General features: G+C 61.9%; 6 protein-coding genes. All 6 read right to left on the bottom strand.

All coding sequences use genetic code 11. The features are described 5' to 3' along the window. The coding region (gene acrA / locus Q0K17_RS04230; RefSeq protein WP_294540291.1) for an acryloyl-CoA reductase electron transfer subunit beta at positions 1-1,074 on the bottom strand (1,074 nt) is incomplete at its 3' end. Between the two features lie 17 nt (positions 1,075-1,091). Further along, entirely contained in the window at positions 1,092-1,877 is a 786-nt protein-coding gene (locus Q0K17_RS04225) for an electron transfer flavoprotein subunit beta/FixA family protein (RefSeq protein WP_294540289.1), read from the bottom strand. Positions 1,878-1,892: 15 nt separating this feature from the next. Next, a complete protein-coding gene (locus Q0K17_RS04220) occupies positions 1,893-3,062 on the bottom strand; it encodes an acyl-CoA dehydrogenase family protein (protein ID WP_204647246.1) in 1,170 nt (389 codons plus the stop codon). Between the two features lie 73 nt (positions 3,063-3,135). Further along, positions 3,136-4,008, bottom strand: a complete 873-nt coding sequence (locus Q0K17_RS04215; protein WP_294540285.1) for a 3-hydroxyacyl-CoA dehydrogenase NAD-binding domain-containing protein — start codon at positions 4,006-4,008, stop codon at positions 3,136-3,138. Between the two features lie 36 nt (positions 4,009-4,044). Continuing rightward, positions 4,045-4,830 carry an enoyl-CoA hydratase-related protein gene (locus Q0K17_RS04210; RefSeq protein ID WP_294540282.1) on the bottom strand — a complete coding sequence of 262 codons (786 nt, stop codon included), beginning with the start codon at positions 4,828-4,830 and terminating at the stop codon, positions 4,045-4,047. Positions 4,831-4,854: 24 nt separating this feature from the next. After that, positions 4,855-6,039 (bottom strand): acetyl-CoA C-acetyltransferase, encoded by a 1,185-nt coding sequence (locus Q0K17_RS04205; RefSeq protein ID WP_294540280.1) that lies wholly within the window; start codon positions 6,037-6,039, stop codon positions 4,855-4,857. Between the last annotated feature and the right edge of the window lie 87 nt (positions 6,040-6,126).

The following is a 6,126-nucleotide window of genomic DNA, read 5'->3' as shown; positions in this document are numbered from 1 at the left end:
GATCAGCTCCGGCACGACCTTGAACAGGTCGCCCACGACGCCGTAGGTGGCGGCCTCGAAGATGGGGGCGCCCTCGTTCTTGTTCACGGCGATGATGGTCTCGGAGTCCTGCATGCCGGCCAGGTGCTGGATGGCGCCGGAGATGCCCAGGGCCACGTAGATGCGGGGATGGACGGTCTTGCCGGTCTGGCCCACCTGATGGTCGGCGGACAGCCAGCCTGCGTCGGTGACAGCGCGGGAAGCGCCCACAACGCCGCCCAGAACGCCGGCCAGCTCCTCGGCCAGGGCGATGCCCTTCTCCGGGTCGGCGCTGATGCCGCGGCCCACGGCCACGACCACGTCGGCGCCGATCAGGTCGACCAGCTTCTTGGCGCTCTTCTTGATGTCCAGGATCTCCACATGGATGTCCTCGGCGGTCAGTTCGGGGGTGATGTTCTCCACCACGACCTTGGCGGCACCGGCCTCGTCAAAGGGCTGGGTCTGCATGACGCCGGGGCGGACGGTGGACATCTGCGGGCGGAAGCGCGGGCAGATGATGGTGGCCATCAGGTGGCCGCCGAAAGCCGGACGGGTCATCTTCAGGTTGGTGTTCTCTTCGAACTTGGTGTTGTCCACATCGATGTTGGAGGTGGTGCGCAGGAATTCCTTGTACTTCTCCACATCCACATCCAGATGGGTGCAGTCGGCGGTCAGGCCGGTGTGCAGGCGGGCGGCGCAGCGGGGGCCCAGGTCACGGCCCAGGTTGGTGGCGCCGATCAGCACGATTTCCGGCTTCTTCTCCATGACCAGGTCGCACAGGACCTTGGCATAGCCGTCGGTGGTGTAGTCCTTCAGCAGAGGGCTGTCGGCGTAGTAGACGCGGTCAGCGCCGTAGCCGCCCAGAGCCTTGATGTAATCTTCGTTGAGCTCGCTGCCCATCACAACACCGCACAGCTCCACGCCCAGGTCATTGGCCAGCTTGCGGCCTTCGCTGAGCAGCTGATAGCTGATGGTCTGCATCTGGCCTTCGCGCTGTTCGCAGAAGACCCAAACGCCCTTGAAGGCGGCGGTGTCCATAGCATTGAATTCTGCCATTGTAGTACTCTCCTTCCTCAAATCAGGTGCTTGTCGTTGAGCAGACCAACCAGCTGGCTGGCGCTTTCGACCATCATGCCGGCGCCCTTGACCGGGGGAGCAAAGGACTTGTAGACGTTCGTGGGAGAGCCCTTCAGGCCGATGGTGTCGGTCTCGATGAGGGGATCGTCCTTCAGAGCGTTGTAGTCAAACACCTCGATGGGCTTGTCGAAGCACTCGAAGATGCCGGACACGCTCATGTAGCGGGGAGTGTTCAGTTCCTTGATGCAGGTCAGCAGGCAGGGAGTCTGAACCTTCAGTTCCATGTAGCCGTCTTCCAGCTGACGCTTGACGGTCAGGCTGTTGCCGTCCTTCTTGATCTCGGTGACATAGGTGACCTGGGGCAGATGCAGCTTTTCAGCGATCTGGGGGCCGACCTGGGCGGTATCGCCGTCGATGGCCTGACGGCCGCAGAAGACGATGTCGTCGGGACCGACGCCGATCTTGTTGACGGCAGCGGCCAGGATCTGGGAGGTAGCGAAGGTGTCGGAACCGCCGAATTCACGGCCGGACACCAGCACGCCGCGGTCGGCGCCGCGGGCGATCAGCTCACGCAGCATGCCTTCGGCCGGCGGCGGGCCCATGGTGACGACGACGACTTCGCAGCCGGTCTGTTCCTTCAGCTGCAGAGCAGCCTCCACGGCGTTCAGGTCGTCGGGGTTGGTGATGGTGGCCATGGCCGCACGGTCCATGGTGCCGTCCGCCTTGACGGCGACTTTGCCCTGGGTATCAGGGACCTGCTTGACACAAACGATTGCTTTCATTGTACTGCGCCCTCCTTACTTGAGCATCGCGCCGGAGATGACCATCATCTGGACTTCGCTGGTGCCCTCGTAGATCTCGGTGATCTTGGCATCGCGCATCATCCGCTCGATGGGGTAGTCACGGGTGTAGCCGTAACCGCCGAACAGCTGCAGGCAGCGGCGGGTCACGTCGCTGGCGGTGCGGGCGGCGATCAGCTTGGCCTCGGCGGCCTCCACGCTGTAGCGGCCCTTGGCGCCGTTCATGACGGCCTGCTTCTTCAGAGCAGCGGCGTACACCAGGTACTTGGCGGCTTCCACGCGGGCCTTCATCTCGGCCAGCTCGAACTGGGTGTTCTGGAAGGCGGAGATGGAGCGGCCGAACTGCTTGCGTTCCTTGACGTAAGCCACGGTCTCGTCAATGGCGCCCTCGGCGATGCCCAGAGCCTGGGCAGCGATGCCGATACGGCCGCCGTCCAGGGTGGCCATGGCCAGCTGGAAGCCCTTGCCCTTGACGCCCAGCAGACGATCCTTGGGGATGATGCAGTCTTCCATGATCAGTTCGCAGGTGGAAGAACCGCGGATGCCCATCTTGTCTTCGGGCTTGCCGACCTTGAAGCCGGGGTCGGTGCGCTCGACGATGAAGGCGGAAATTTCCTTCTGCTTGCGGCCGCGCTTGTCGGTGACAAAGCCGGTGACGGCGATGATGATGAAGACGTTGGCGTAGCCGGCGTTGGTGATGAAGATCTTGGAGCCGTTGAGCTTCCAGTGGTCGCCTTCATCCACAGCGAAGGTCTGCTGGCCCTGGGCGTCGGTGCCGGCGCCGGGTTCGGTCAGGCCGAAAGCGCCGATCCATTCGCCGCTGCACAGCTTGGGCAGGTACTTGGCCTTCTGCTCGGGGGTGCCGTTCTCGTAGATGGGAGCAGCGCACAGAGAAGTGTGAGCGGAGATGATGACACCGGTGGTGCCGCAGACCTTGCTCATTTCCTCAACAGCCATGACGTAGGACAGCACATCGCCGCCGGCGCCGCCGTATTCTTTGGGGAAATAAATGCCCATCATGCCGAGCTTGGCCATCTTCTGGACAGTCTCGATGGGGAAATACTCTTCAGCATCGACCTTCTTGGCCAGGGGTTTGACCTCGTTTTCGGCAAACTCCTTGTACATTTTCTGTACCATCTGCTGCTGTTTGGACAGGGTGAAATCCATAGCGATAATCCTCCTTATGCAAACGAAATTCCCCCGCCGCCGTCTGGGGGGCGGGAGAAACTCGTCTTACTGTTTACAGGGCGTCGACCGGGGTCTTGGTGCGGTCAGCGTTGTAGACATAGAAGCCCTTGCCGGTCTTGCAGCCCAGGTTGCCGCCGCGGACCATCTTGCGGATCAGCGGGCAGGCACGGTACTTGCTGTCGCCGGTCTCCTTGTACAGGACGTCCATGATGGCCAGGCAGATATCCAGACCGACGAAGTCGCCCAGTTCCAGGGGGCCCATGGGATGGTTGGCGCCCAGCTTCATGGCGGTGTCGATGCCGGCGATGTCGGAAACACCTTCCATCTTGATGAAGGCAGCCTCATTGATCATGGGGATCAGGATGCGGTTGACCACGAAGCCGGCAGCCTCGTTGACCTGAACGGGGGTCTTGCCGATCTCCACGCTGATCTTCTTGATGGTCTCCACGGTCTCGGCGGGGGTGTTCACACCGGCGATGACCTCGATGAGCTTCATGCGGTCAGCGGGGTTGAAGAAGTGCATGCCCACCAGAGGACGGGACAGGCCCTTGCCGATCTCGGTGATGGACAGGGAGGAGGTGTTGGAAGCGAAGACGCATTCCGGCTTGCAGATCTTGTCCAGCTCGCCGAAGGTGGTCTGCTTGACCTTCATATCTTCGAAAGCGGCTTCCACGATCAGGTCGCAGTCCGCGCACAGGTCTTCCTTCAGGCCAGCGGTGATGGCAGCCAGACGGCGGTCCACTTCAGCCTGGTCCAGCTTGCCCTTGGCAACCAGCTTGGCATAGCCCTTGGCGATCTTGTCCTTGCCGCCCTCGGCCCATTCCTGCTTGATGTCGCACAGCGCGACGGTGTAGCCTTCGCACTGAGCGAAAGCCTTTGCGATGCCCTGGCCCATGGTGCCAGCGCCGATAACGCCTACCTTCATAGTAGTAACCCTCCTGAATAATGTTTTATAAGTAAATCAGTTGTTGGTGAAAACCGGTTTGGGTTTCGGCTTTTCCTTGCTCAGGAAGCAGCCCATGCCCTCCACCTGGTCGTGGGTCTCGAAGCAGTCGCCGAAGAGCTTCTCTTCCACTTCCACGGCCTTGTCGATGGGCAGGGAGATGCCGTCATTGATGGCCTTCTTGCAGTTGCGCACCGCGATGGGAGCGTTCTTGGCGATCTTGGTGGCCAGCTTCATGACGTTCTCCATCAGTTCGGCCTGCGGGTACACCGCATTGACCAGACCAATGCGCAGGGCTTCGTCCGCCTTGATGTTCAGAGCGGAGTAGACCATCTGCTTGGCCATGCCCATGCCCACCAGACGAGCCAGACGCTGGGTACCGCCGAAGCCGGGGGTGATGCCCAGGCCCACTTCGGGCTGGCCGAAGACGGCGTTGTCGGAGCAGATGCGGATGTCGCAGCTCATGGCCAGCTCATTGCCGCCGCCCAGAGCGAAACCGTTGACCGCCGCGATGACGGGCAGCGGGAAGTGCTCGATCATCAGGAAGATGTCGTTGCCCAGCTTGCCGAAGGCCTCGCCTTCCGCCTTGGTCATGGTGGACATGGAGCCGATGTCCGCGCCCGCCACGAAGCTCTTGTCGCCGGCGCCGGTCAGCACGACGCAGCGCACGGTGTTCTGATCGATGCCCTCAAAGGCGGCCTTCAGGTCGGCCAGGACTTCGGGGTTCAGGGCGTTCAGGGCTTTGGGACGGTCGATGGTGACCACGGCCACAGCGCCCTGGACTTCCGTATTCACAAAAGACATAGTGGATGTTCCTCCGTTCGCGAATTACATCTCGACGATGGTGGCGCAGCCCATGCCGCCGCCGATGCACAGGGTAGCCAGACCCTTGTGAGCGCCGCGATGCTTCATGGCGTACAGCAGGGTGACCAGGATACGGGCACCGGAAGCGCCGACGGGATGGCCCAGAGCGATGGCGCCGCCGTTGACGTTGACCTTGTCCATGTCGAATTCCAGGTCATGAGCAACGGCCAGACTCTGCGCAGCGAAAGCCTCGTTGGCTTCGATGAGGTCCATATCGGCAACGGTCAGGCCGGTCTTGGCCATGACCTTGCGGGTGGCGGCGATGGGGCCGACGCCCATGATGGAGGGATCAACGCCGCCCAGAGCGCCGCCGACCCAGGTAGCCATGGGGGTGATGCCCAGTTCCTTGGCCTTGTCTTCGCTCATGATGACCAGAGCGGCAGCGCCGTCGTTGATGGCGGAGGAGTTGCCGGCGGTGACGATGCCGTCCTTCTTGAAGGCGGGCTTCAGCTTGCCCAGCACTTCCATCGGGCTCAGGCGGGGGCCTTCATCGGTGTCGAAGACGATCTCGGACTTCTTGGTCTTGATGGTGACGGGAACGATCTCGTCCTTGAAGGCGCCGGACTTGATGGCGGCGTCAGCCTTGACCTGGCTGTTGTAAGCGAACTCATCCAACTGCTCACGGGTCAGGCCCCACTGCTCGGCCACGTTCTCGGCGGTGATGCCCATGTGGTAGTTGTTGAACGCATCCCACAGAGCGTCGTTGACCATGGTGTCAACCAGTTCGCTCTTGCCCATGGGATAGCCCATGCGGTAGCCGTAACGGCCCTTCATCATGGCGAAGGGAGCCATATCCATGTTCTCGGTGCCGCCCGCGACGACGATGTCCGCGTCGCCGGCCTCGATCATCTGGGCCGCCATGTTGACGCAGTTCAGACCGGAGCCGCAGACCACGTTGACGGTGACGGCCGGGGTGGTGACGGGCAGGCCGGCTTTCAGAGAGGCCTGACGGGCGACGTTCTGGCCCAGACCGGCCTGGATGACGCAGCCCATGTACACATGATCGACCTGCTCAGCGGTGATGCCGGCGCGGGCGATGGCTTCCTTGATGACGATGGAGCCCAGCTCAGCGGCGGGAACGTTGGACAGGGTGCCGCCGAACTTGCCGATGGCAGTACGGCAGGCGGATGCGATAACGATCTTTTTCATAAGTAAGCAGCCTCCTGAAATTAGATTGAAATTCGATGGATAGCCTGTTTCGGGGTTCTATTCCAACCGCCCCGGAGGGCGGAAACG

This window comes from uncultured Gemmiger sp., assembly GCA_944388105.1.
GTDB lineage: Bacteria > Bacillota > Clostridia > Oscillospirales > Ruminococcaceae > Gemmiger.
This window is presented reverse-complemented; position numbering and strand designations above follow the sequence as displayed.